Source organism: Pseudomonas sp. GNP012, assembly GCF_054343835.1.
Map to the genome: position 1 here is coordinate 2,501,284 of NZ_JBTGUU010000001.1, position 26,170 is coordinate 2,527,453.

General features: G+C 61.2%; 13 protein-coding genes. 10 read left to right on the top strand and 3 right to left on the bottom strand.

Annotated elements, in window-relative coordinates:
- On the bottom strand, positions 1 to 813 hold the full coding sequence (locus ACXX83_RS11250; protein ID WP_458548478.1) for a crotonase/enoyl-CoA hydratase family protein: 813 nt from the start codon (positions 811 to 813) through the stop codon (positions 1 to 3).
- Between the two features lie 560 nt (positions 814 to 1,373).
- Here ACXX83_RS11250 and glgA point away from each other — a divergent pair.
- The 10 genes from glgA to ACXX83_RS11300 all read left to right on the top strand — a co-directional run bounded on the left by glgA (position 1,374) and on the right by ACXX83_RS11300 (position 20,441).
- On the top strand, positions 1,374 to 2,957 hold the full coding sequence (gene glgA / locus ACXX83_RS11255) for a glycogen synthase GlgA (protein ID WP_126045985.1): 1,584 nt from the start codon (positions 1,374 to 1,376) through the stop codon (positions 2,955 to 2,957).
- 12 nt (positions 2,958 to 2,969) lie between these two features.
- Entirely contained in the window at positions 2,970 to 4,769 is a 1,800-nt protein-coding gene (gene treZ / locus ACXX83_RS11260; RefSeq protein ID WP_458548479.1) for a malto-oligosyltrehalose trehalohydrolase, read from the top strand.
- Positions 4,762 to 6,840, top strand: coding sequence for a 4-alpha-glucanotransferase (gene malQ, locus ACXX83_RS11265; protein WP_458548480.1), 2,079 nt, complete (start codon positions 4,762 to 4,764; stop codon positions 6,838 to 6,840). The genes treZ and malQ overlap by 8 nt, the downstream gene beginning before the upstream one ends.
- A complete protein-coding gene (locus ACXX83_RS11270) occupies positions 6,837 to 9,632 on the top strand; it encodes a malto-oligosyltrehalose synthase (protein WP_458548481.1) in 2,796 nt (931 codons plus the stop codon). Before malQ ends, ACXX83_RS11270 begins: the two co-directional genes overlap by 4 nt.
- A gap of 21 nt (positions 9,633 to 9,653) precedes the next feature.
- Positions 9,654 to 9,989 carry a DUF2934 domain-containing protein gene (locus ACXX83_RS11275; RefSeq protein ID WP_458548482.1) on the top strand — a complete coding sequence of 112 codons (336 nt, stop codon included), beginning with the start codon at positions 9,654 to 9,656 and terminating at the stop codon, positions 9,987 to 9,989.
- A gap of 218 nt (positions 9,990 to 10,207) precedes the next feature.
- Positions 10,208 to 12,358: a glycogen debranching protein GlgX gene (gene glgX / locus ACXX83_RS11280; protein WP_407801626.1), complete on the top strand. Its 2,151-nt coding sequence runs from the start codon at positions 10,208 to 10,210 to the stop codon at positions 12,356 to 12,358.
- Between the two features lie 215 nt (positions 12,359 to 12,573).
- A complete protein-coding gene (locus tag ACXX83_RS11285; protein WP_458548483.1) occupies positions 12,574 to 13,332 on the top strand; it encodes a PIG-L deacetylase family protein in 759 nt (252 codons plus the stop codon).
- Between the two features lie 267 nt (positions 13,333 to 13,599).
- Positions 13,600 to 14,400 (top strand): endonuclease/exonuclease/phosphatase family protein, encoded by an 801-nt coding sequence (locus ACXX83_RS11290; protein ID WP_458548484.1) that lies wholly within the window; start codon positions 13,600 to 13,602, stop codon positions 14,398 to 14,400.
- A gap of 273 nt (positions 14,401 to 14,673) precedes the next feature.
- On the top strand, positions 14,674 to 17,271 hold the full coding sequence (locus tag ACXX83_RS11295) for an autotransporter family protein (protein WP_458548485.1): 2,598 nt from the start codon (positions 14,674 to 14,676) through the stop codon (positions 17,269 to 17,271).
- Positions 17,272 to 17,525: 254 nt separating this feature from the next.
- Positions 17,526 to 20,441: an RHS repeat domain-containing protein gene (locus ACXX83_RS11300; protein WP_458548486.1), complete on the top strand. Its 2,916-nt coding sequence runs from the start codon at positions 17,526 to 17,528 to the stop codon at positions 20,439 to 20,441.
- Between the two features lie 138 nt (positions 20,442 to 20,579).
- Here ACXX83_RS11300 and glgB read toward each other — a convergent pair whose 3' ends face one another.
- Both glgB and treS read right to left on the bottom strand, forming a co-directional pair.
- Positions 20,580 to 22,811, bottom strand: a complete 2,232-nt coding sequence (glgB, locus tag ACXX83_RS11305; protein WP_458548487.1) for a 1,4-alpha-glucan branching protein GlgB — start codon at positions 22,809 to 22,811, stop codon at positions 20,580 to 20,582.
- A gap of 2 nt (positions 22,812 to 22,813) precedes the next feature.
- Positions 22,814 to 26,155 carry a maltose alpha-D-glucosyltransferase gene (gene treS, locus ACXX83_RS11310; protein ID WP_458548488.1) on the bottom strand — a complete coding sequence of 1,114 codons (3,342 nt, stop codon included), beginning with the start codon at positions 26,153 to 26,155 and terminating at the stop codon, positions 22,814 to 22,816.
- Between the last annotated feature and the right edge of the window lie 15 nt (positions 26,156 to 26,170).

Here is a 26,170-nt window from a genome sequence, read left to right on the forward strand (position 1 = left end):
TCAATCCAGAAATTCGGGTTTCTGTTTGCTCATATGGGCGGCCATGGCCACGCGCAGATCGGTGGATTGCAGCATGGCGGCGTTCCAGGTGGCGATGTATTCGAGGCCGTCATCGATGCGATGGTCACGCATGTAGCTGATCATCTCCTTGGTGCCGGTGACGGCGATCGGCGACTTGCTGGCGATTGCAGAGGCAATGCCCATGACGCCGTCGAGCAGGCTGTCGTTGTCGCTGTAGACGCGATTGACCAGGCCCATGCTCCGCGCTTCGTCGGCGCCAAAGGTGCGACCAGTGTAAGCCAGTTCGCGCAGCATGCCGTCACCGATGATTCGCGGCAAGCGTTGCAGCGTGCCCACGTCGGCAGCCATGCCGATGTCGATTTCCTTGATCGAGAACTGTGCGTCCTCGGCGGCATAACGCATGTCGCACGCGGCAATCAGGTCGATGGCGCCACCCAGGCAGTAGCCCTGAATCGCTGCAAGCACCGGTTTGCGGCAGTTGTCGACGGCATTGAACGACGCTTGCAGGGTAAGGATCTTGCGCCGCAGCAGCCGCGCATTGCGGCCGACGTCCTTACCCAGTTCATTGGCCACACCGGCCAGCATCATCAGGTCGATACCCGAGGAGAAATGCTTGCCTGCCCCGCTGAGGACCACCACGCGCACTTCATCGGTGTCGTCGATCCACTGGAAGATTTCGACGATCTCGCTCCAGAACGCAGCGTTCATCGAGTTAATCTTCTCCGGCCGGTTGATCTGCACATGGGCGATTTTATCGACCAGTTCGACGTTGAACGCGCTGTACTGAGACATTCCATTGATCCTTTTGCGGGCAGAAAACGAGGCCCGAACTATAACAAGGCATCGCGACCGGCAGTAAGGCAGCGGTTCAGCCAAATCCGGGACTTGGCACGCGCACCACATTGGTGCGCAACCGCTCGATCACGTCGCACATTGATGTGACAGCCCGGTGACTTTTTGCGGCAAAAACGCAAAAAAAACATGCACTTCGTCGGGGCGTTTGCACCTCGATCAGGCACGTCCGTACCGTTACAAACCGATTGTCGAACAATTTTGCCATCTGCCCTTTACCGCTCTAAGTTCTGGCCTAGACTCATTTTCTCAAAGCGAAACCGATCGGTCATAAAGTGGAAAAACAGTCGAAACTTTTTCCATTCCCGATCGGTCCTCTGACAAGAAGGTGCGTTGCGACTGGTGCAATCCTTGCAACGGCTCATTCACCCCTTTGGCTTAGACGCATCGGGCAGCGCTTGCTCACTGATGCTCAGCGCGATTGCGCCCGGCCACAGCAATTGGCCATGAAACACCGTTTGCCAGACCTAAGAATTAGATCAACAGCACGGGAGATTCATATGATCAGTACGGCTTTGGAAATACAGGGAGAACGTGCTCATCAGGTCGGCGAATCGAGCGCCGTAACTGCCGCAAACACCCAGCCCGTCAGCGTTCCCGGCACCAGGACGCTGACCCCGGCAGCCCACCAGAATCCGAACCGTAAGAAAGTGTTGTTCGTGACCTCGGAAATTGCCGACCTGGTGAAAACCGGTGGCCTGGGTGACGTTTCTGCGGCGCTGCCACGAGCCATGGCCCATCTGCACGACGTGCGGGTGTTGATCCCGGGTTACCCGCAGGTGCTGCACAGCGAGAACCCCATTCATATCATCGGTGAGCTCGGCGGCCATGCCGCGTTGCCACCGTGCAAGATCGGGCGCATGGACATGCCCGATGGCCTGGTCATCTACGTACTGATCTGCCCTGAACTCTACGAGCGCGAAGGTTCACCCTACGGCGCCAACAACGGCCGCGACTGGCCGGACAACCATATCCGTTTCGCCCGCCTGGGCCTGGCGGCGGCCGATATTGCCGCCAACCTCGCGCAAATCCACTGGTGCCCGGACCTGGTGCACGCCCACGACTGGCCGGCCGGCCTGGCCCCGGCCTACATGCACTGGCGTGGGCAGCGCACACCAACGCTGTTCACCATTCACAACCTGGCTTATCAAGGCGTGACCAGCCTGGGCTCGTGCCCCGAACTGGGCATTCCCCATCACGCGCTGCAACAGGAAGGCATGGAGTTCTACGGCAAGATGTCGTTCCTCAAGGCCGGCATGGCCTACTCGAGCCACATCACCACCGTCAGCGCAACCTACGCCCAGGAAATCACCACCCCGGATTTCGGCTGCGGGCTCGACGGTTTCCTCGCCGCCAAGACCCAGCAAGGCCTGCTCAGCGGGATTCCCAACGGCATCGATGAAAGCTGGGATGCGGCCACCGACCCGCACCTGTTCTGCCCGTTCGAAATCGGCGACTGGGATGGCAAGGCGGTGAACGCCGCCCATGTGCGCGAGCTGTTCGGCCTGCAAGACTCCGAAGGGCCGCTGTTCGCCGTGGTGTCGCGCCTGGTCTATCAGAAAGGCCTGGACCTGACCGAAGCGGTCTCCGAGTACATCGTCAAATCCGGTGGCCAGATCGCGATCATCGGCCGTGGCGAGCCGGAAGAAGAACAGTCGATGCGCGAACTGGCCCTGCGTTTCCCCGGGCAGATCGGCGTGCGCATCGGCTTTAACGAAACCGATGCCCGGCGCATGTTCGCCGGCAGCGACTTCCTGCTGATGCCTTCGCGTTACGAGCCCTGCGGCCTGAGCCAGATGTACGCCCAGCGCTTCGGCTCGTTGCCGGTGGCGCGCAATACCGGCGGTCTGGCCGACACCATCGAAAACGGTGTGACCGGCTTCCTGTTCGATGAATCCACCGTGCAAAGCTATCAGGAAGCCCTGAGCCGCGCGTTCAAGGTGTTCGCCTTCCCCGACCTGCTGCACGCCATGCGCTGCCGGGCCATGGCAGCGCCGTTCAACTGGTGCAAGGCGGTCGAACCCTACGCCGAACTCTATGAACAGCTTGTGGCAAAAGCGTTGGGGAAATCGAACAAACAGTAAGAGGCTTTCAAGATGCCGTTACGGACCCTTGAGACCTGGCCCCACGGCGCAATCATGCTGGACGCAGAGCACACGCGATTCGCGTTGTGGGCGCCAGATGCGTTTTACGTCAGTGTCGAACTGGAACATGGACAGTCCTTGCCGTTGCTGCCCCAGGCCGACGGCTGGTTCGTGAGCGACACCCGATGCGCGGCGGGCACGCGTTACCGCTACAGCATCGACGGCGAACTGGATGTGCCCGACCCGGCTTCCCGCGCACAGGACGGCGATATCGACCGGCACAGTGTGGTGGTCGATCCGCTGGCCTATGCCTGGCAACACAGTGCCTGGTCGGGACGGCCGTGGAACGAAGCGGTGATCTACGAGTTGCACGTCGGTGCCCTCGGCGGCTTCAGTGCCGTCGAGCAGCATCTGGCGCGCCTGGTCGAACTGGGGGTCACCGCGATCGAACTGATGCCCATCGCGCAGTTTCCCGGTGAACGCAATTGGGGGTATGACGGCGTCCTGCCCTACGCGCCCCAGGCTTCATACGGGTCACCCGAGCAGCTCAAACACTTGATCGACACCGCCCACGGTCATGGCCTGGCGGTGATTCTCGACGTGGTCTACAACCACTTCGGTCCGGACGGCAATTACCTGCATCGTTATGCCAAGGGCTTCTTTCGCGAAGACAAACAGACGCCGTGGGGCGCGGCCATCGACTTCCGCCGCCGCGAAGTACGGGACTTCTTCATTGAAAACGCCTTGATGTGGCTGCTCGAATACCGTTTCGACGGTTTGCGCCTGGACGCGGTACACGCCATCGAAGATCCGGATTTTCTCCAGGAACTGGCGCAACGGGTGCGCCAGCAGACGGGACCGGCGCGACATGTGTGGCTGATGGTGGAGAACGAACATAACCAGGCCGGCCTGCTCGAACAGGGTTACGACGCGCAGTGGAACGATGACGGCCACAATGCCCTGCATGTGTTACTGACCGGCGAAACCGAGGCCTATTACGCCGATTACGCGCACAACCCCACCAAACAACTGGCGCGTTGCCTGAGTCAGGGTTTCGTGTTCCAGGGGCATGTCAATCGCCATGGCGTGGCACGCGGTGAACCCAGCGGGCACTTGCCGCCCGGCGCCTTCATCCTGTTCCTGCAGAACCATGACCAGATCGGCAACCGGGCCTTCGGCGAGCGCCTGCATCAACTCGCCCACCCGCAAGCGCTGCGGGCCGCCACGGTGTTGCTGTTGTTGTCGCCGATGATTCCGCTGCTGTTCATGGGCGACGAGTTCGCCGTCGAACAACCCTTCCTGTTTTTCACCAGCCATCACGGTGAGCTGGCCAAGTTGGTACGGGACGGCCGGCGCAACGAGTTCGCGGCATTCAGCGTGTTTGCCGACCCACTCCTGCGCGAGCACATTCCTGACCCGAACGATCCGCAGACGTTTGCAGCGTCCCGCCCTGTCCTGCCTCCGACCGGCCATACAGAGATGCACGAGCTGTATTGCCGGCTGTTGCAGATCCGTCACCGAGTCCTCATCCCCCGCTTGCCGGGCACCCAGGCACTGGGGGCTGACGCGCTGGGCGAAGGCGCGGTCAGTGCCGCCTGGCGCCTGGGCGATGGCAGCGAGCTGCGCATTGACCTGAACCTCAGCGACAAGCCCGTAGTCCACACACCACAGACCGGTGCCGCGCGGTTGTTCGAATACCCGCCACAGAGCGCCGATTTGCTGGACCAGGGCATCCTTGCCCCGTATTGCGCGCTCGTCAGCCTCACCGCCGCAGCCCCTTTGCTAGTTCGTATGGAGAGCGTCCATGAGTGATGCGCAACTGGAAATTCTGGCCAGCCGTGCCGGCCTCGCAGTCGACTGGATCGACGCCAACGGCCGCCCGCAAAAAGTCGCGCCTTCCGTGTTGCGAAATGTGCTGACTGGCCTCGGTCACCCGGCGGGCAGTGCCCAGGAAATCGACGCCAGCCTGCTGGAATTGCAAGCGGTGCAACAGACCCATCACTTGCCGCCATTGATCACCGCCGATGTTGGAGTTGGCCTGGATCTGGCGCGTTATTTTGCACCTGAAACGCCTTGCGAAATCCACCTCGAAGACGGTTCGCGGCTAAACCTCAAGCTGGACGCCAACGCAAAGCTGCCGGGGCTGGTACCGGTCGGCTATCAACAGGTCAGTATCGACGGACAAACCTTCACCCTGGCGGTGGCCCCACCCCGTTGTTACAGCGTCGGCGATGCCGTGGATAACCCGATCCCTCGTGCCTGGGGCCTGAGCGTGCAACTGTATGCCTTGCGTCGCCCCGGCGATGGCGGGTTTGGGGACACCCAGGCGCTGGAGGACCTTGCCCGGGTGGCCGGTGAACGTGGCGCCGAGGCGCTGGCGATCAGCCCCTTGCATGCGATGTTTTCCAATGACGCCCAACGCTACAGTCCTTACTCGCCCTCCAGCCGTCTGTTTCTCAACAGCCTTTACTGCGCCCCCGGCACCATTCTCGGCGAGCGCGCCCTGCGCACCGCCATCGACGCAACCGGGCTGGCCATTGAACTCAAGGCGCTGGAAGAGCGTCCGCTGATTGACTGGCCGGCCGCCGCCGAAGCCAAGCATCGGCTGTTGCAGTCGCTGTACGAAGGTTTCGTCCAGGGTGAACACCCCTTGCACGAAGACTTCAGCAGTTTTCGTCACGCCGCCGGCGAAGCGCTGGAAAACCACTGTCGCTTCGAAGCCATCCAGGAGGCACGCGCTGCCCGGGGTGAAGGCCTCGACTGGCGACTGTGGCCCGAACCCTGGCGTAATCCGCGAAGCGCTGAACTGGCGGCATTCGCCGAAGAGAATGCCGGGCGCATCGGCTTCTTCGCCTTCTGCCAGTGGCTGATCACCCGCTGCCTGGAACGCGCGCAAACCGCCGCCCGCGCCAGCGGCATGAGCATCGGCCTGATCGCCGACCTGGCCGTTGGCGCCGATGGCGGCGGCAGCCAGGCCTGGAGCCGGCAGGATGAACTGCTCGCGTCCCTCACCGTCGGTGCGCCACCGGATATTCTCAACCGTACGGGCCAGGGCTGGGGGATTTCCGCGTTCTCCCCTGAAGGCCTGGTACGCAATGGTTTCCGGGCTTTCATCGAAATGCTGCGGGCCAACTTCGCCCACTGCGGTGGCTTGCGTATCGATCACGTCATGGGGCTGCAGCGTCTGTGGGTGATCCCCAACGGCTCGCCGCCGGCCGACGGCGCCTACCTGTATTACCCGGTGGACGACCTGTTGCGCTTGTTGACCCTGGAATCCCATCGGCACCAGGCCATTGTCCTCGGCGAAGACCTCGGCACCGTGCCGGACGGCCTGCGGGAAAAACTCATCGCCCGTTCGATGCTCGGCATGCGGGTGCTGCTGTTCGAGCAGGACAACACGCACTTCAAGCCGATCCTCGACTGGCCGGACAACGCCCTGGCGACCACCAGCACCCATGACCTGCCGACCCTCAACGGCTGGTGGCATGGTCGCGATATCGACTGGAACGCCCGGCTCGGCATGATCGACGCCAGCGGTGAGATCGAATGGCGCCAGCATCGCGAGCGCGAGCGCGAGGGCCTGCGCCGGGCGTTGAGCCAGGACCCGCAGAACTTCCGCGAAGAATCCCACGAAACCGACCAAGTGCTCGATGCCAGCGTGCGTTTTCTCGGTCATACCCGGGCGCCCTTGGTGCTGTTGCCGCTGGAAGATGCCCTTGGCGTGGAACAACAGGCCAACCTGCCCGGCACCATCGACACCCACCCGAACTGGTCGCGGCGCTTGCCCGGCTACAGCGAAGCCCTGCTCGATGGACCGGATGCCGCGCGGCGCCTGGAACTGCTCGCCTGTGCGCGACTGCAGGCGGCCGAGCGTGACCGATGACCCAACAGCCGACCCGCCCCTTGCGCGCCACGCTGCGCCTGCAATTTCATAAAGGCTTCACGCTGGAAGACGCGGTGCCGCTGGTGCCGTATTTCGCACGCCTGGGCATCAGCCATGTCTACGCCTCCCCGCTGCTGCGTGCCCGGGCCGGATCGATGCATGGCTATGACGTGGTGGACCCGACCAGGGTCAACCCGGAACTGGGTGGCGAAGTGGCGCTGCGCAACCTGGTCGACGCCTTGCACGAGCAGGACATGGGGTTGATCCTCGACATTGTCTCCAACCACATGGCGGTCGGCGGCGCTGACAATCCCTGGTGGCTGGACCTGTTGGAGTGGGGACGCCTGAGTCCCTATGGCGAGTTTTTCGACATCCAGTGGCACTCTCCCGATCCGTTGATGGAAGGCCAACTGCTCCTGCCGTTCCTGGGCAGCGATTACGGTGTGGCGTTGCAGGACGGCACCCTGCCCTTGCGCTTCGATGCCTGGCACGGCAGCTTCCATGTCGAGCACTACGAACATCGCTTTCCCATTTGCCCCCGGGACTACGGCGAGCTGCTCAAAACCGATGCAGCGCTCGATACGGAGCAGGCCGAACAACTGAAAAACCTGGCCGATCGCTTCAGCACCCTGAGCTATCAGACCGACGCCCACAGCCTGGCCATACCGCTGAAGGCGGAACTGCGCGATCTAGTCAGCGATCCGCTTATTGCTCAAGCCATTGAACAACACCTGAAGCACTACGACTCACTGACCGGCGAAGGCTTCCAGCGCCTGCACAACCTGCTGGAGCGCCAGAGCTATCGTCTCGCCAGCTGGCGCACGGCCGCCGATGACATCAACTGGCGGCGCTTCTTTGATATCAATGAACTCGGCGGACTGCGCGTCGAACGTCCCGCGGTGTTCGAAGCCACCCACGCGAAGATCTTCCAGCTGGTGGCCGAGGGGCTGATCGACGGGTTGCGCATCGACCACATCGACGGCCTCGCCGACCCGCGGGGCTACTGCCGCAAGCTGCGGCGCCGCGTCGACAGTCTGTCCGCGGGCCGCCATCTGCCCATCTTTGTCGAAAAAATCCTCGGCGAAGGTGAGTCCCTGCACCTCGATTGGTCGGTGGACGGCACCACCGGTTATGAATTCATGAACCAGCTGTCACTGCTGCAACACGACCCACGGGGCGCGCAGACACTGGCCGAACTCTGGCAACGCCACAGTGAGCGGCCCACTGACTTCTCCCGGGAAGCACAGCTGGCCCGTCAGCAAATCCTCAACGGTTCCCTGGCCGGCGATTTCGAAAGCGTCGCCCAGGCTTTACTGCAAGTGGCCCGGGACAATCTCATGAGCCGCGACCTGACGCTCGGCGCCATCCGCCGGGCGTTGCAGGAGCTGATCGTACATTTCCCGGTGTACCGCACCTACATCGGCCCCCTTGGCCGGACAGGCCAGGACGAGGTGTTTTTCCAGCAGGCCATGGACGGCGCCCGCCAGACACTGAGCGAGGCTGACTGGCCGGTGCTCGACTGCCTGGCCGGCTGGCTCGGCGGTGAGCCCTGGCGGCAACGCCCGGCCGGTCGTCAGCGCAAACGCCTCAAGCACGCCTGCGTACGTTTCCAGCAACTGACTTCGCCAGCCGCGGCGAAAGCGGTGGAAGACACCGCGTTCTATCGTTCGGCCGTCCTCCTTTCGCGCAATGACGTGGGGTTCAGCACCGAGCAGTTCAGTGCGCCGGTGGCCGACTTTCATCGGGCCTGCATCGAGCGCCTTGAAACCTTCCCGGACAATCTGCTGGCCAGCGCCACCCACGACCACAAGCGTGGCGAAGACTCACGCGCGCGGCTGGCGGTACTGAGTGAACGCAGCGGCTGGTACAGCGAGCAGATCGGCCTGTGGCGCGCCCTCGCCCGGCCATTGCGCCAAGACGATCAAGTGCCTTCGGCGGGCGATGAGTTGATTCTGTACCAGGCCATCCTCGGCAGTTGGCCGCTGGGGTTGGCTATCGATAATCCGCCGGCGCTCGAGGACTACGCCAGACGCCTCTGGCAATGGCAACGCAAAGCCCTGCGCGAAGCCAAGCTGCAAAGCAGCTGGAGCGCGCCCAATGACGCTTACGAGCAAGCGACCGAGGACTTTATCCAGCGCCTGCTGCTCAGCCCAGAGGGTGAGCTGCTGCGTGCGGCCCTCGCCAAGGCGGCCCGTTCGATTGCCGCCCCCGGTGCCCTTAACGGTTTGGCGCAAACCTTGCTGCGCATGACCGTACCCGGCGTGCCGGATTTGTATCAGGGCAACGATTTCTGGGACTTCAGCCTGGTCGACCCGGACAACCGTCGCCCCGTGGATTACGCCAGCCGCCAGCAGGCACTGCAGCAAGCGGCAGACCTGCCGGACCTGTTGTCGAACTGGCAGGACGGGCGCATCAAGCAAGCCCTGATTGCACGCACCCTGGGCCTGCGTGCCAAACACGCCGAGCTGTTTCGGCGTGGCACTTACCAGGCCCTGGAAGTGCTTGGCAGCGAGGCCCATCGAGTGCTGGGTTTTGTCCGTGAGCGGGAGGGAGAACGCGCCATCGTGATTGTGCCGATACGCTGTGCCGAATTGCTGGAAAACAGTGCCGGCCCCCAGGTCCACGCGCCGCTGTGGGGCGATACCCGGGTCAAACTGCCGTTCACCGTTGCGGACGAACATCTGAAGGGACTTTTTACCGGCATCACAGTCACAAAACACAGAGAGCTGCTGATCAGCGCCGCGCTGGGGGATTTCCCGGTCAACCTCATTATTCAAACTCACCACACTTGAGTTCAGTTCAGGAGCATTGCGATGAGTACCGACGATAAACGCATCCGCGAATTCGCCTATCAGATCTGGGAATCCGAAGGAAAACCCGAAGGCCAGGAAGCCCGCCACTGGGAGATGGCGTGCAAACTGGCGGAAGCCGAAGCCCTGGCCCCGAAGAAGCCTGCCAAGTCCGCCGCCAGCAAGGCAGCGCCGAAGAAAACCGGTGACGCAAAACTTGGTCCCGACAAGACACTCAATGGCAAGACCGCCGCGCCGAAAGCCAAAGCCAAGCCTGCAGCGGCCTCGAAAGTGATTCCGCCAGGGGAAAAGGCCGTCGAGAAAAAGCCCCGGGCACCACGAAAACCGCCCGCGGTTTGAATATGTCTTGAGGCCCCTTCGCGGGCAAGCCCGCTCCCACAGTGTTTGGTGTTGTAACTGCAATCTGTGGCAACTCACAGGTCCCTGTGGGAGCGGGCTTGCCCGCGAAGAGGCCATCACTTCCAGCATTGATGTTGCCTGACACACCGCCTTCGCGAGCAAGCCCGCTCCCACAGGTTGCAATGCTGATCAGCGAGTATTTGTAGCCAGGAGCACTTATGACCAGCCCAAAGAAAGCCCCCCGTGTCGAAGCCACACGAATCCGCGAAGGCCTGCCCTTCCCGCTGGGTGCCACCTGGGACGGACTGGGAGTCAACTTCGCCTTGTTTTCCGCCCACGCCACCCGGGTTGAACTGTGCCTGTTCGACGACAGCGGCGAGGTGGAACTCGAACGCATCGAACTGCCCGAATACACCGACGAGATCTACCACGGCTACCTGCCCGACGCTCATCCCGGGCTGATTTACGGCTATCGGGTCTACGGTCCGTACGACCCGGCCAACGGTCATCGCTTCAATCCCAACAAACTGCTGATCGACCCCTACGCCAAACAACTGGTCGGCAAGTTGAAATGGTCCGAAGCGCTGTTCGGCTACACCATCGGCCACCCCGACGCCGACCTCAGCTTCGATGAACGTGACAGTGCGCCCTTCGTGCCCAAGTGCAAGGTCATCGACCCGGCGCACACCTGGGGCCACGACCACCGCGTCAGCGTACCGTGGGACAAGACGATCATTTATGAAACCCATGTACGCGGCTTCAGCATGCGTCACCCTTCGGTCCCGGAAAACCTGCGCGGAACCTTTGCCGGGTTGATGGTCGATGACGTGTTGGAGCACATCCGCAAGCTCGGCGTGTCGACCGTGGAGTTGCTGCCGATCCACGCGTTCGTCAACGACCAGCATTTGCTGCACAAGGGCATGACCAATTACTGGGGCTACAACAGCATCGCGTTCTTCGCCCCCGACCCGCGTTACCTGGCCAGTGGCAAGATTGCCGAGTTCAAGGAAATGGTCGCGCACCTGCACGAAGCGAATCTGGAAGTGATCCTCGACGTGGTCTACAACCACACCGCCGAAGGCAACGAGCAAGGCCCGACCCTGTCCATGCGCGGCATCGACAACGCGTCCTACTACCGCCTGATGCCCGATGACAAACGCTTCTATATCAACGATTCCGGCACCGGTAACACCCTGGACCTGAGTCACCCGTGCGTGCTGCAAATGGTCACCGACTCCCTGCGCTACTGGGCTTCGGAAATGCACGTGGACGGGTTCCGCTTCGACCTGGCGACCATACTCGGGCGCTATCACGGCGGTTTCGATGAGCGCCACAGTTTCCTCGTCGCCTGCCGCCAGGACCCGGTGCTGCGCCAGGTCAAATTGATATCCGAACCCTGGGACTGTGGCCCCGGCGGTTATCAGGTCGGCAATTTTCCACCGGGCTGGGTCGAGTGGAACGACAAATTCCGCGACACCGTGCGCGCCTTCTGGAAGGGCGACGACGGTCAACTGGCGGACTTCGCCAGCCGCCTGACCGCTTCGGGGGATATGTTCAATGAACGGGGTCGCCGCCCCTACTCATCGCTGAACTTCGTCACCGCCCATGACGGTTTCACCCTCAACGACCTGGTCTCTTACAACGACAAGCACAACGAGGCCAACGATGAAAACAATCAGGACGGCAGCAACAACAACCTGTCCTGGAACCACGGCGTCGAAGGCCCCACCGATGATCCCGAGATCAACGCGCTGCGCCATCGGCAGATGCGCAACTTCTTCGCCACCCTGCTGCTGGCCCAGGGCACGCCGATGCTGGTGGCCGGCGACGAGTTCGCCCGCACCCAGGAGGGCAACAACAATGCCTATTGCCAGGACAGCGAGATCGGCTGGGTCAACTGGGACCTCAGCGAAGACGGCAAGGCCTTGCTCAAGTTCGTCAAACGCCTGATCAAGTTGCGCCTGACCTACCCGATCCTGCGCCGCGGGCGTTTTCTGGTGGGTAACTACAACGAGGACATCGGCGTCAAGGACGTGACCTGGCTGGCGCCGGACGGCACGGAAATGACCACCAGGCATTGGCACGATGCGCACAACCGCTGCCTGGGTATGCTGCTCGATGGACGCGCCCAGGAAACCGGCATTTGCCGCAAAGGCGTCGACGCGACCTTGATGCTGGTGGTCAACGCGCATCACGACATCGTCAATTTCCGCCTGCCGCAAGTGCCTGACGGCGGTTTCTGGACGTGCATGATCGACACCAACCAGCCGTCGATCCGTGGCCAGGAGCGCTTCGAGTTCGGCCACGAGTACTCGGTAACCGGCCGCTCATTGCTGCTGTTCGAGTTGCAGCATGAGGAAGAGGAGTGACGACGAAGCTCAGGCATTCAGCGCGCCATTGCCGCAGAGCGGAAAAATCATTTTGGCCGGGGTCGCCACGCGACGAAAAGCGTTACATGAGCAATACTCGATTCGCGGCAATCCAGGGTTGAGGTTGTCGCACCTCGCTATTCACCAGCCCTCACGGGTCGGCCGGGCTTGTCTCGCGCACGACTGAAGGCGAAGCAGCACAAGGACGTATACCCATGAAATCCGTTACCCTCAGCGAAGCCAGCCTGCCCTCCCAGATCTGGAACAGTGCCCCGCAACTGGACAGCATTGCGGTCATCAGCACCCAATCCCTGGTGCCAGCCGGTGCACGCGCAGTGCTCATTGCCCCGCACCCCGGCGATGAAGTCGTGACCTGCGGCGGCCTGCTGCAGTTGCTCAGCAACCTGGGCCACCCGCTGCAATTGATCTCGATCACCGACGGCAGCGCCAGCCATCCCGGCTCCCGGCAGTGGTCGGAAAAACGCCTCAGTGTGTTTCGTCCCCAGGAAAGCGTGGAAGCCATCCGCCGACTGGGTTTGCCGATGCACAGCCTGAAGTGGATTCGTGGCGGTTTTACCGACAACGCCCTGGTGGAACACGAAGAACGGATCGCCCAATTCATCGGGCGTTACCTGCGCCCGGGTGATGTGGTGTTCAGCACCTGGTGCGAAGACGGCAACGTCGACCACGACACCGTCGGCCGCGCCAGTGCCAGGGCGGCGGCCAGTGTGGGAGCCACCTACAACGACGTGCCGTTCCGGGCCTGGCACTGGCCGGCGCGGGACCGGGAGCTGATTCCCTGGCACCGTGCGCGCAAGGTACGCCTCGATGCCTGGACCGTCGCCCGCAAGAGCCACGCTACCCACGCCTACGCCAGCCAGCTCGATGGTGAACCCGCCATCGGCCTTGCGCCGTTGCTGCCGCGCACGTTGCTGGAGCGCATTCGTTTGCCTTATGAAATCGTCTTCGTCTAAGCCCAATGCGCTTTCTGTAGGAGCGAGCATGCTCGCGATGGAGGTCAACGATGATGAGGGGAGCCTGACACCCCGCGGTGTTCTCAGGTTTATCGCGAGCAAGCTCGCTCCTACAGGAAGCATTGGCCGCCGATGCTGAAAACACAAACCCCGTAGGAGAGAGCGCCGCAAAGTGTCAGATCTGGCACGTTGGCGTTAACGGCAAACTGAACTGCCCGTCCATGCATCAGTCGCATGCATAGGCAGCCCCCAATCCCAGGAGCAAACGTGGCCAGTCATTCCAAGCGGCAAACAGCTGAATCGGTGCCGTTGAGTACTCCCCCGGACATCCACCGACTGCGCGTGCTGACGGTCAACACCCACAAGGGGTTTACCGCGCTCAACCGGCGCTTCATCCTCCCCGAGCTGCGTGAAGCCGTGCGTAGTACATCGGCAGACCTGGTTTTTCTGCAGGAAGTGGTCGGCGAGCACGACCGCCACTCCTCCCGCTACAACGATTGGCCACAGACCTCGCAATATGAGTTCCTTGCCGACAGCATGTGGAGCGACTTCGCCTATGGGCGCAATGCCGTCTATCCCGACGGTCACCATGGCAATGCCCTGCTGTCGAAATACCCGATCCGCGAATACCGAAACCTGGATGTATCCATTACCGGCCCGGAACGCCGCGGCTTGCTGCACTGCGTGCTGGACGTGCCTGGGCACAGCGAAGTGCATGCCATTTGCGTGCACCTCAGCCTGCTGGAAAGCCATCGTCAGCTGCAATTGCAGTTGCTCTGCCAGCTCCTCGAGTCCCTGCCGGATGATGCGCCGGTGATCATTGCCGGCGACTTCAACGACTGGCAGATGCAAGGCAATGCCGCTCTTGCCCGCCGCAACTACCTGCACGAAGCCTTCGAGCGCCACCATGGCCGCCCGGCCAAAACCTACCCCGCGCGGTTCCCCTTGCTGCGCCTGGATCGCGTCTACCTGCGCAATGCCAGCAGCCATGAGCCGAAAATACTCGGGAATAAACCATGGACGCACCTTTCCGACCATTTGCCGTTAGCGGTGGAAGTGCATCTTTGAGTCGCGGCGATTAAGTGTGAAGTACCGAGAAATCGTCCCCCACCTGTTATTTCTGACAGTAGCCATGCTGGATCGCTGCCTGCTACGTTGTTGCCGCCCTGACGGAAATCCGCAGGGGCTTGCGACACACACGTAGCGCCTTGGTTGCCGAAGGTACTTGCGGGTCATAGTCCCGCCCGATGTTGTCTTGCAACTCGCGCTGCCAAGCACGTCTGGTTCCTGGCCATCGATGACGGCCAAAGAAACGGAAGTTGATCCCATCGCGGAGGCAACATGGAGTTTTCGACAGATCTGTCCAAGTACCGTTATGGCGCCTGCCTGTTCTCGATCTGGATATGTGCGAACTGGCCTCAACCCGCCTATGCCGCCTGCACACTCACCCCCAGCGCCGGTAACGACAACTTCGTCTGCGACAGCGGCACCAGCGCGCCGTTGACCGATTTGTCGGGCAATAACACCCTGACCTTCCCCGCCAATGGCACCGGCAGGATCAACGGCAGCGTGAGCTTCGGTGCCGGCGCCGACGCTGTGAACATGGCCTCGGGCATCGTGACCGGTGCAGTGGATCTGGGCGACGGGGCGGACAGCTTTATGATCAGCGCCGGGCAAGTCACCGGGGCGGTCAGCCAAGGCAATGGCATCGATGATTTCATCATGTCCGGTGGAACCATTAAGTCCCTGGCCCAAGGGGACGGCCGCGACACCTTTCTGATGACCGGCGGCACCATCCTTGGCGCCTTCGAAGATGGCGACGTCGCCAGGATGACCGACGGCATCATCGACCGGGTCGACATGAAACTCGATAACAATATCTTCGATATGTCCGGTGGGCAGATCCTCCGCAACCTGGTGACCGGTTTGGGCACCGATGAGATCATCGTTTCCGGGGGGCGTATTGGCGGCAACATCAGTGTCAGCAACGGCAACGACAGCATCACGATCACAGGTGGAGAAATCGTCGGCGAGATTCGCGCCGGCAACGGCGATGACACGCTGGTGTGGGACGGCGGCGGGATCATCCGCTCGCAAGTCCTGCTGGGGGCAGGCAACGACCGCGCCACTTTGCGCAATCTGACCGAAAGCAGCCTCGCCCAGACCCCGAGCATCAATGGCGGCAATGACAATGACCTGCTGACCTTCGATCACACCACGTCATCGGGCGCTGCCCGGTATATCAATTGGGAAACCATCAATCTGGTCAAGGGCTCGCGCCTTGATCTCGATGGCAATCTTCAACTGGGGGACAGCACCACGGGCACCGGCGTGTTCAACATCGACGGCAGCAGTATGCTCACGTCAATCCGGGGCAGCATCACGTCTTCGACCGCGGGTCGGCTCGCGACCTTGAACAACAGCGGGGTCATCGACCTTGCCAGCGGTAACTCGCGTACCAACGATACCCTGACCGTTGAAGGCAATTACGTGGGTAACGGCGGCCAGTTACTCTTGCAAAGCGCAGTGGGCGATGACAGCTCCCCCAGCGACAAGCTGGTGGTCAACAACGGAACGCTGACCGGCAGCACCCTGATCAGCGTCACCAACGTTGGCGGCGCGGGGGCCCTTACCCAGCAAAACGGCATCCAGTTGGTTCAGGCCCGAGGCACGGCGGTCAGCGACAACACCGCGTTCGCCCTCAAAGCCCGGGTGTCGGTTGGCGCCTTCGATTACCGCCTGTTCAAAGGCGGTATCACACCAGGCAGCGAAAACAGCTGGTATTTGCGCTCCTCGGTGGTGGCGCCGCCCGTGGTTGCCGTCGCCAACCCGGATCCCGCTTTGCCGCCGACGCTGGAACCGATCGTGGCAGTGCCGGTCGCCGCACCTGTGGTCGTGACTACCGGGGTTCAAGGCGCTGGAGGCGTCGTGACACTCGAAGCTCCTGTGCTACCGGCCGCCGTACCCGGCGCAAAACCTATCCCCCTGTATCGCGAGGCGGTACCTGCCTGGTCGGTGGTGCCGCCGGCTGCAGCGCAATTGAGCCTGTCAGCACTGGGTACCTTTCATGACCGTCAGGGCGATCAGCGTCTGCTGACCGAAACCGGGGCCCTGGGCGCAGGTTGGGGTCGGGTCTACGGCAAGAACCTCGAACAGACCTGGGCCGGCACCGTCACGCCAAGGCTGGACGGCTCGCTCAATGGCTTCCAGGTCGGCAATGACCTGTTCAGTTCGCAACTGGCGAGTGGACAAACCCAGCGCAGCGGTTTCTTTATCGGCCACAGCCGCCTGCAAGGTGATGTCGATGGTTTCAATCAGGGCTTCGAAGGCAAACGCTCCGGCAACGTCGAGCTGCAAGGCGACAGCCTTGGCGTGTACTGGACCCTCACCGATTCCGCCGGCGCCTATTTCGATGCCGTGGCCATGTACACCTGGCTCAATGGCGACAACCGTTCCGAAAGTGGCCTGAAGATCGACAATGATGGCCATGTAACGACGTTATCGGCAGAAGTCGGATACCCGATCACCGTGGCAGGCAACTGGGTGGTCGAACCCCAGGCCCAGGCGATTTACCAGAAGGTCAAGCTCGACAGCCAGGACGACGGCATCTCCCATGTCTCGTTCGATTCCGACAGTGCCTGGACCGGCCGCGTCGGCGCACGCCTCAAGGGTCGCTACGAAGTCAGTGGCCGGCCGCTGGAACCCTATCTGCGGGCCAATATCTGGCACACCTTCACCGGTACCGATACGGTCACCTTTGACCATGTCGATCAGGTCGAAACCCAACAACGAACCTCGTCCGCCGACCTCGGAATCGGCATGGTACTGAGCGTCGCGGCATCCGTCAGTGTGTATGCCGGCGTCGACTACACCAGCAATATCGACAGCAACCAACAACGGGGGACATTCGGTAACGTGGGGGTTCGGGTGAAGTGGTGAGGGGATTAAATCGCTCTATCCAGTCGCGGGTTCCCGTAAAAACGGGCAGCCTGTGACGCCGTGGTATCGCCAGGACATCCCGACACTCGGTCTGATTCCTCTTGCAGCTGGCCACCACGACGCCGGTTAACCTTCTTCGCTTCAGCGAAGCAACCCGCAGATTTGTTGGTGAAAACTGGTATTTCTTACAGTATCCACGGCATTGACGGCGATGCATTGTAATAGGCAAGTCACCCTGATCGAGGCCGGCACGAATGTCTGTGGTCCATACGCATCACGGCACACCCACCCTTGCGGTTTCAGACGCGCGCGGGCTGGCGGTCAGGGCCATTCAATACCATCGGCGGCTAGCGACCGACCCGGCAGAGGCGCGGATCACGCATCAACGCTTCGACACCGCCGGGCGACCGGTCGCCAGTCGTGATCCGTATCTGTTTGCCCTGGCGCAGAACGATGCGTCGGTCCCGGCGAACCTCAGCCAGGTGTTCAGTTTGTCCGGCGTGCCGTTGGCGAGTGACAGCCTCGACGCCGGGTGGCGAGTCGCGCTGCAAGGTGCTGCCGGGCAAATCGTTGAGCGTTGGGATGGTCGAGGTAGCCGCACGCTGACTGAGTTCGATGCACTGTTGCGCCCCGTGGCTGTGCGAGAGCATGGCAGTGTGAGCGCTGAACACGTGATTGAGCGCTTTACCTATGCTGGGGTTGATGCCGACACAGCCGAGCATAACCTCTGCGGCCAATTGATTCGCCATGACGATCCGGCCGGCACGCTGCACCTGAAGGAGTTGGGGCTCGGCGGCGCGGTGCTGCAACAGATTCGGCACTTCTTGCGCGATGCCGATACACCAGACTGGCCTGCGAGCGAAGCCGCCCGCGACGCCTTGCTCGAAGCCGGCGATGGCGCCACCAATTCCCATGTCTACTCGCCAGGCGCCGAACCACTCCAGCAAACGGATGCGTTGGGCAACCGCCAGCGCTTTGCCTACACCGTCGCCGGCGAACTGAAAAACACTCGGTTGACCTTGGTCGGTGAGGATGAGATGACGCTGGTCAGCGATCTCCATTACAACGCCTCGGGCCAGATCGAGTCGGAAACCGCCGGCAACCGCGTCATCACCCGCCATCGCTACGACCTCGCGGACGGACGCCTGATTGGCTTGAGCGCGCACAAAGCCGATGGCACCCCCCTTCAAGACTTGCGCTACAGCTACGACGCCACCGGCAACGTGCTAAGCCTCGAAGACGCCGCCCATCCGATTCGCTACTTCAACAACCAGCGCATCGAACCGATCAAGACTTTCCGCTACGACACCCTCGATCAATTGATCGAAGCCAGCGGCTGGGAAGCCAAAATCGGCCACGGCGGCCCCGCCCTGCCCGCCCTGCACCCCCTGCCCCTCGACCCCAGCCAGATTGCCAACTACACCCAGACCTACCACTACGACGCCGGCGGCAACCTGCTGAACCTGGTACACGTCGGCGCCCAGCCCCACGGTCGCATTTTGACTCGCGCCAAATACAGCAACCGCTGCCTGCCCGAGCGCAACGGCCGGCCACCGACTGAAGCGGAAATCGCTGCCGGCTTCGATGCCAATGGCAACCTGCGGGAACTGCAAGCCGGCCAGGCGATGGAATGGGACTTGCGCAATCAACTCACCGTCGTGCGCCCGGTGGTGCGCGAAGAGGCTGAGGACGACTACGAACGCTATATCTACGATGGCGGTGGCCAACGTGTACGCAAGCTCCGCGCGAACCAGACCAATGCGCGCACGCTGATCAGTGAAGTGCGCTATCTGCCCGGCGTGGAAATCCGTAGTCACGGAGGCACCGGAGAAATCCTTCACGTGATCACTGCCAGCGCGGGCAGTAATAGCGTGCAGGTGTTGCATTGGGTCGCCGGACAGCCCGAGGACATCGCCAACAATCAAGTGCGATACAGCCTCAACGACCATCAGCAATCCAGCATGATGGAGCTGGATCAGAACGCCAACCTGATCAGCCAGGAATGGTATTACCCATTTGGAGGCACCGCGTGTTTTGCGGCCCGTTCGGCCACTGAAGCCAAATACAAGACCGTGCGCTATTCAGGTAAGGAGCGGGATGCGACGGGGCTTTACTACTATGGGTTCCGATACTACGCGCCGTGGTTGCAGCGGTGGATTAATCCAGATCCTGCCGCTGAAGTTGATGGTCTCAATCTATACAGGTTCGTGCGCAACAATCCCATTACATGGGTTGATCCGAACGGTAACAATACTCTCACTCAGGAAGAAATGAATACCTATGGTGAAGCAGCGTACAACAGGATGTTTTCGCTTGGATCAAAATTCAAGGACCTGAGGGCTGAGGGAGAGTCGGGAATTGAAGCAATCAGTAGAATTTCAAATCAGAACATCGACAATCTCCTGGCTGAATTGGACATCTACGAAATTTCACAAAACAAGGTGGCGTCTACGATCGCCAATTTGTCACACTCGAACTACACAGTTGTACATTTTAGTAAAAGCGACTTCAGAAACTTAGACGGCAGCTTAGAAATTTTATCGCGAAGGAAACTCCAGGAAACGGGAAGGCTAGCTCGAAACACCACAGGACATACCGCACCTGAAGATCTCATGTACTTTGCGACTGACGATTTCACGTTCTTTTCGCTGGAAACGGGAGCCCCGCTTAAGTCAGAGTCGACTTTCGGAAATTTTCGTTACGAGGCTTCTTTTGAAAGTCTGGAAGGGTACTCACACGTCGAATTTTCAGATCTACTTAATCCTAATCTACGACAAATTAGCCATCAACGTTTATCTACATTGCCGTGGTTCAAAGAACGCCCTAATTTTTTCAAGCGTCTATCATTGAACAAACATGAGCAGACCGTACTAACTCATCATGACTTTATTCACAGAACCGACTTGCCTGAACTAACGCCGAAAGACCTACTTTTCTTTGGCAGCGACATGCTCAACGGTATAGGCTTGCGTGTCGCCGCCGACCTTCCCCAATTTTCATCAGCTACAAGGAAGGCATTAAAGAAATACATTACCTCTCAACCCATTGAAAACATAGGTCCAGTTATCAATACACTTGGCCGCCCTCAAGTTCTCACCCCTAGAATGGCCGCATTTACGGCTTCTCAATTTAAATTGACGCAAGTCGGAGCTTCCTCCCGCCAACACTAGAACTGAATTTTACCTTTAAGACCGAAATATCAACTTCCTCAACGAAAGCAAGTTGAGCACTAGCGATAATACCCGTCCATGCGACAGGCTCGACGCTTCCCATGTCAAGCCTGCTACATAGAGAAACCGAGGGCAGTCTTACCCCTCCGGCCGCAACATCAACACCGCCAGCGGCGGCAAATTCAACACCAACGACAACGCCTGCCCATGGCTCGGCGTTTCCTCGGCAACCGCGCCTCCGCTATTACCGTAGTTGGAACCGGCATAGATGGACGAGTCGCTATTGAGCACCTCGTTCCACTGCCCGGCAAACGGCACCCCAACGCGATACGCCTCGCGCGGCACCGGCGTGAAGTTGGCCACCACCAGCACAGGCCGGCCGTCCTTGCTCCAGCGCAGCCACGCATAAACGCTGTTGATCGCGTCATCGCCGATCAGCCATTGGAAACCCTGCGGCACATCGTCCTGCTCATGCAGCGCCGGTTCTTCGCGGTACAGGCGATTGAGGTCGCCAACCAGTTTCTGTACGCCCTTGTGTTCGGAGTACTGCAGCAAGTACCAGTCCAGTTGCTGGTCGTGGTTCCACTCGCGCCATTGGCCGAACTCGCAGCCCATGAACAGCAGTTTCTTGCCCGGGTGCGCCCACATGAAACTCAGGTAGGCCCGCAGGTTGGCGAATTTCTGCCAGCGGTCTCCGGGCATTTTGTCGATCAGCGAGTGCTTGCCGTGTACCACTTCGTCGTGGGAGATCGGCAGGATGAAGCGCTCGGACCAGGCGTACACCAGGCCAAAACTCAGCTCGTTGTGGTGATGGGCGCGGTACACCGGGTCCTGTTGAATGTAATGCAGCGAATCGTGCATCCAGCCCATGTTCCATTTGTAGGCAAAGCCCAGGCCACCCTGTTGCGTGCCCTGGCTGACGCCTGGCCATGCGGTGGATTCCTCGGCGATCACCAACGCACCGGGTGCTTCCAGGGCGACCACATCGTTGAGGTGGCGCAGGAAGTCGATGGCTTCCAGGTTCTCGCGCCCGCCATGGCGGTTCGGCACCCACTCGCCGGCTTTGCGCGAGTAGTCGCGGTACAACATCGAAGCCACGGCATCGACGCGCAGGCCATCGACGTGGAAGTGCTTGAGCCAGTGCAGCGCCGACGCCAGCATGTAGCCGTGCACTTCGGTGCGCCCCAGGTTGTAGATCAGCGTGTCCCAATCCTGGTGGAAGCCTTCCTGCGGGTTGCCGTACTCGTACAGGGCCGTGCCGTCGAACTGGGCGAGGCCGTGGGTATCGGTGGGGAAATGCGCCGGCACCCAGTCGAGAATCACCCCGATGCCGGCCTGGTGGCAGGCGTTGACGAACGCGGCGAACTGGTCCGGCGTGCCATAACGCGCACTCGGCGCGAATTGCGACAGCAACTGATAACCCCACGAACCGCCGAACGGGTGCTCCATGATCGGCATCAGTTCGATGTGGGTGAAGCCCAGGTCTTTGACATAGGGAATCAGTCGTTCGGTCAGTTCCGGCCAGGTGTACTGGCGGGCCACTTCACCCAGGTCGTCCAGCTCGCATTGCCACGAACCGGCGTGCAATTCGTAGATCGACAAGGGCGCCGTCACCCGCTGGTGGTCGCCTCGGGCCATCATCCAGTCCTGATCCTGCCAGTCGACGTTCAAAGGTGAGGCGACTTTCGAGGCGGTATCCGGTGGCAGGCTGGTGGCCAGCGCCATCGGGTCGGCCTTCAGTGGCAGGATGCCGTGGGCACCGAGAATTTCGTACTTGTAGGCGTCCCCTGCTTGCAGGCGCGGGATGAACAACTCCCAGACCCCGGTGGGATGTCGCAGGCGCATCGGATGGCGGCGCCCGTCCCAGACGTTGAAATCACCCACCACCGACACCCGCCGGGCATTGGGTGCCCACACTGCGAAACGCACACCGTCGATGCCGTCCACGGTCTTGAGCTGCGCACCGAGGCACGCACTGAGGTCGCGGTGATTACCTTCGGCAAACAGGTACAAATCCATGTCGCCCAGCAATGGGCCGAAGCTGTAAGGGTCTTCGGCCGTCTGCTCGCCGCCGGCCCAACGGGTGCGCAGCAGATACGCTTGCGCGCGGTCGAAATGCCCGACAAACAACCCCGGCGTCTCTGTGGCTTGAAGACTCCCAAGCGCTTCACCCGAATCCCGGGCCAGAACTTCTACACTCAGGGCGCCCGGCAGGTAGGCGCGGATGAACTGTCCACCGGCGCCATCACCGTGGGGGCCAAGTATGGCGAAGGGATCGATATGCTCGGCACGCACCAATGCATCGATATCCCGTGCGCCGGGCAGCAGCGCTTCTTTGTGATGACCCTGTTCCTTGTTCGAGACACTCATGACTACTCTCCACCAAGATCGGAAAAGGGTTTAAGCCCACTCAATAATCCATATAAACCGTGCAACGGCACGGGCAACCAGCTGGGGCGATTTTCCGCCTCATAGGCCACTTCATACGCCGCCTTCTCCAGACCGAACAACGCCAGCGCAGCGTCCTCGCCTTCGGGATCTTGCCATGCATGGGCAAGACTAGCTGCCGCCAGCCGATAGGCGTCGACAAATGCTGTTCGCGCTTCACTCAAATAACGTTCGGTGACCCGCACACGCGCGGCATCGGCCGCCGCCGTGCTATCGACGTTGTGCACGTTGATCGCCATTGCCGCCGCATAGTCGAAGGAACGCAGCACGCCACTGACATCCTTGTACGGGCTGTGTTTGCCCCGACGTTCATGCAAGGGCCGCGCCGGTTCTCCCTCGAAGTCGATCAAGTACGCATCGCCCTTGATCACCAGCACCTGGCCCAGATGCAGGTCACCGTGCACACGAATGCGCAAGCCGCCTGCAGTCTTTTTGCCCAACGCTTGCACATGTCCGAGAATGGCTTTTTTGTTGTCCAGTAAACGGCTGACCAGGGTCTGGTCCGCCGGGCTCAATTGATTTTGATGCTGCTTGAGCAAGTTCAGCGCGTGCTCGATTTGCGTTGCGACATCCCTGGCCGAAGCCAGCGCCTCCTTCTGCGTGGTGACCTGCGGCAAGAAGTCCGGGTTGGCATTGGGCGCTGCCAGCACCTGATGCATTTCCCCCAGGCGCCGGCCCAGCATACCGGCGAAATCTTTCAGTTCGCCGAGCGCGTTGTAGTGTTGCTCCTGCTCGGACATGGCGTCGGCCAGTTCATCGCGCAGCGCCCGTTCGAGGTTGTTTTGCGTCCATTCCCAGGCATCGCCCTGGTTGCTCAGGTAGCCCTGGGCGATCATCAGCAGGTTGTCTTCACCCGCCCCGTCCCGGCGCACCACGGCCCCCAGCAGTGGCGAGATATTGCTGAACCCGGCTGCGGTCAGACAGGCGCTCATTTCCAGTTCGGGATGCACGCCGCTGGCGACCTTGCGGATCAGCTTGAGCACCATGCTGTTGCCGATCACCACCGAGCTGTTGGACTGTTCCGCCGACAGGTAACGCACCGGCGACTCGGCATTGAGGCCGAGTTTTTCCAGCTCGGGGGTGGACTCGAAGCGAATATCGCCATCGCTGCAGGCCAATACGGTGCCAGCCTGAATGCCTTGCAATACGGCATGCACGAAGGACTCCAGGCTGAAGGCATCGGTGATCAGGCCGACCTGGCGTCCACGCCGTACCCGCGACAGTGCCAGCTGCTGCGGTAGCGGCGTACCGACCTGATCCTCGGAGATAAAGCCGAACGGCAACTGATAACGACTGCTCTGGCCAGCGCTGGTGACATTGATCTCACTGAACAGCACCGGATGCTGCTCATCGCCGAAGCGCACACCGTAGACCAGATCGACCTGCTCGATGGCGGCGTCCTTGCCGGCGAACCAGCGACGATTCTGCAACCAGCTGGGCAGGATGCTCTGCTCAAGGGTGTGGCGTGACGGCGCTTCAAGCAGTTCCTCCATGCGTTTTTTCAGCACCAGCGTGGTGAAGTCCGGCAGGCTCTGTGCGGGCTCCACATGCCAACTGGGCATCTGGTTTTCCGCGGCGAGGCCAAACCAGTAAAAGCCGTAGGGCGCGAGGGTCAGGAGGAAATTCAACTGGCCGATGGGCGGGAACGCGTTACCCCCGAGCATCTCCACCGGCACCATGCCGACGTAGGCCGACAAATCTAGCTCCGCGGCCTGGGCACTGCGCGACACGTTGGCCACGCACAGGATGACTTCGTGTTTGCCGTCCGCCCCGGTGTATTCACGGGTGTAGGCCAGAATCCGCCGGTTGCTCGGCGACAGCATCTTCAAGGTTCCGCGCCCGAAGGCCTTGGACTGCTTGCGCACGGCGAGCATGCGACGGGTCCCGTTCAACAGTGAATGCGGGTCGCCGGCCTGGGTTTCGACATTGACCGACAGGTAACCGTATTGCGGGTCCATGATCGGTGGCAGCACCAGGCTGGCCGGGTCGGCGCGGGAGAAACCGCCGTTGCGGTCGATGGACCATTGCATCGGCGTGCGCACGCCATCGCGGTCGCCGAGGTAGATGTTGTCACCCATGCCAATCTCGTCGCCGTAATACAGGGTCGGTGTGCCGGGCATCGACAGCAACAGGCTGTTGAGCAGTTCGACCCGGCGTCGATCACGCTCCACCAGCGGCGCCAGGCGCCTGCGAATCCCCAGGTTGATCCGCGCGCGACGGTCGGCGGCGTAGTAATTCCAGAGGTAGTCGCGTTCCTTGTCGGTGACCATCTCCAGGGTCAGTTCATCGTGGTTGCGCAGGAAGATAGCCCATTGGCAGTTGGCGGGAATATCCGGGGTCTGGCGCAGAATGTCGGTGATCGGGAAGCGATCTTCCTGGGCCAGCGCCATGTACATGCGCGGCATCAACGGGAAGTGAAAGGCCATGTGGCATTCGTCGCCGTTCAGGCCTTTCTTGTCGGTGTCGCCGAAGTACAACTGGGTGTCCTCCGGCCACTGATTGGCTTCCGCCAGCAGCATGCGGTCGGGGTAATTGGCGTCGATTTCGGCGCGGATCTGTTTCAGGACATCGTGGGTTTCCGGCAGGTTTTCGTTGTTGGTGCCGTCGCGCTCGATCAGGTAGGGAATCGCATCCAGGCGCAAGCCGTCGATGCCCATGTCGAGCCAGTAGCGCATTACCGACAGCACCGCTTTCATGACTTGCGGGTTGTCGAAATTCAGGTCCGGCTGGTGGGAGTAGAAACGGTGCCAGAAGTATTGGCCGGCGACCGGGTCCCAGGTCCAGTTGGACTTTTCTGTATCGAGAAAGATGATGCGGGTCCCGTCGTATTTCTGATCGTCGTCGGACCACACGTAGAAGTCCCGCGCCGCCGACCCGGGTTTGGCCTTGCGTGCACGCTGGAACCACGGGTGCTGGTCGGAGGTGTGGTTGATGACCAGTTCGGTGATCACCCGCAGGCCGCGCTTGTGTGCCTCGGCAATGAAACGCCTGGCATCGGCCATGGTCCCGTAGTCACTGTGCACGCCGCGGTACTCGGCGATGTCATAACCGTCGTCGCGCCGTGGCGAGGGATAGAAGGGCAACAGCCAGATGGTGTTGACGCCCAGGTCGGCAATGTAGTCTAGCTTGGCGATGAGGCCGGGAAAGTCGCCGATCCCGTCGTTGTTGGAGTCGAAATACGATTTGACGTGTACTTGATAGATCACCGCATCCTTGTACCAGAGCGGGTCCTTGATGAACGTGGCTGCCTTGGGTTTCTTCGCCATGTGAAACTCCTGGTG